The sequence below is a fragment of the Neobacillus paridis genome (assembly GCF_016765675.1).
Classification (GTDB): Bacteria; Bacillota; Bacilli; order Bacillales; family Cytobacillaceae; genus Neobacillus; species Neobacillus paridis.
This window is the reverse complement of record NZ_JAESWB010000085.1, coordinates 1-407: the sequence shown is the minus strand read 5'-3', so window position 1 is coordinate 407 and position 407 is coordinate 1. Positions and strand designations below refer to the sequence as shown.

Sequence of the window (407 nt, the reverse complement as noted above, 5' to 3'; positions counted from 1 at the left end):
AGGATGCCGACCTGAAGGCCGACTTCTATACCTACTACGGCTCGACCACCGGCGTGCCCACCGCGATGGGCGCCGCCGGCGCCGACCGGGTCAAGTATGTGGGCTACTGGAACGTCAACAATGAGGGTTATGTCGGCAAGGAAATCGTCGAGAATTTCAAGAAGAAATACAACGACGATTACTATGCGATGGCGACCTACACCGGCATCGCGATGCTGGCCAAGGCCTTCAACGAAGCCAAGACCACCGACCCGGTGAAGGTGGCCTTCGCAATGGAGGGCATGAAGGTCAAGAGCCTGAATGGCGAAGTGGAAATGCGCAAGGCCGACCACCAGCTGCAGCAGCCGCTCTATATCGCGACCTGGGTCAAGGTCAATGGCAAGGATGTGAAATACGATCAGGAAAAC

Annotated in this window: 1 protein-coding gene; it reads left to right on the top strand. The window is 57.0% G+C overall.

Annotated elements, in window-relative coordinates:
• Positions 1 to 53: 53 nt before the first annotated feature.
• Positions 54 to 407 (top strand): ABC transporter substrate-binding protein (locus tag JK635_RS28020; RefSeq protein WP_498043856.1); only part of this gene is annotated, 354 nt, incomplete at its 3' end.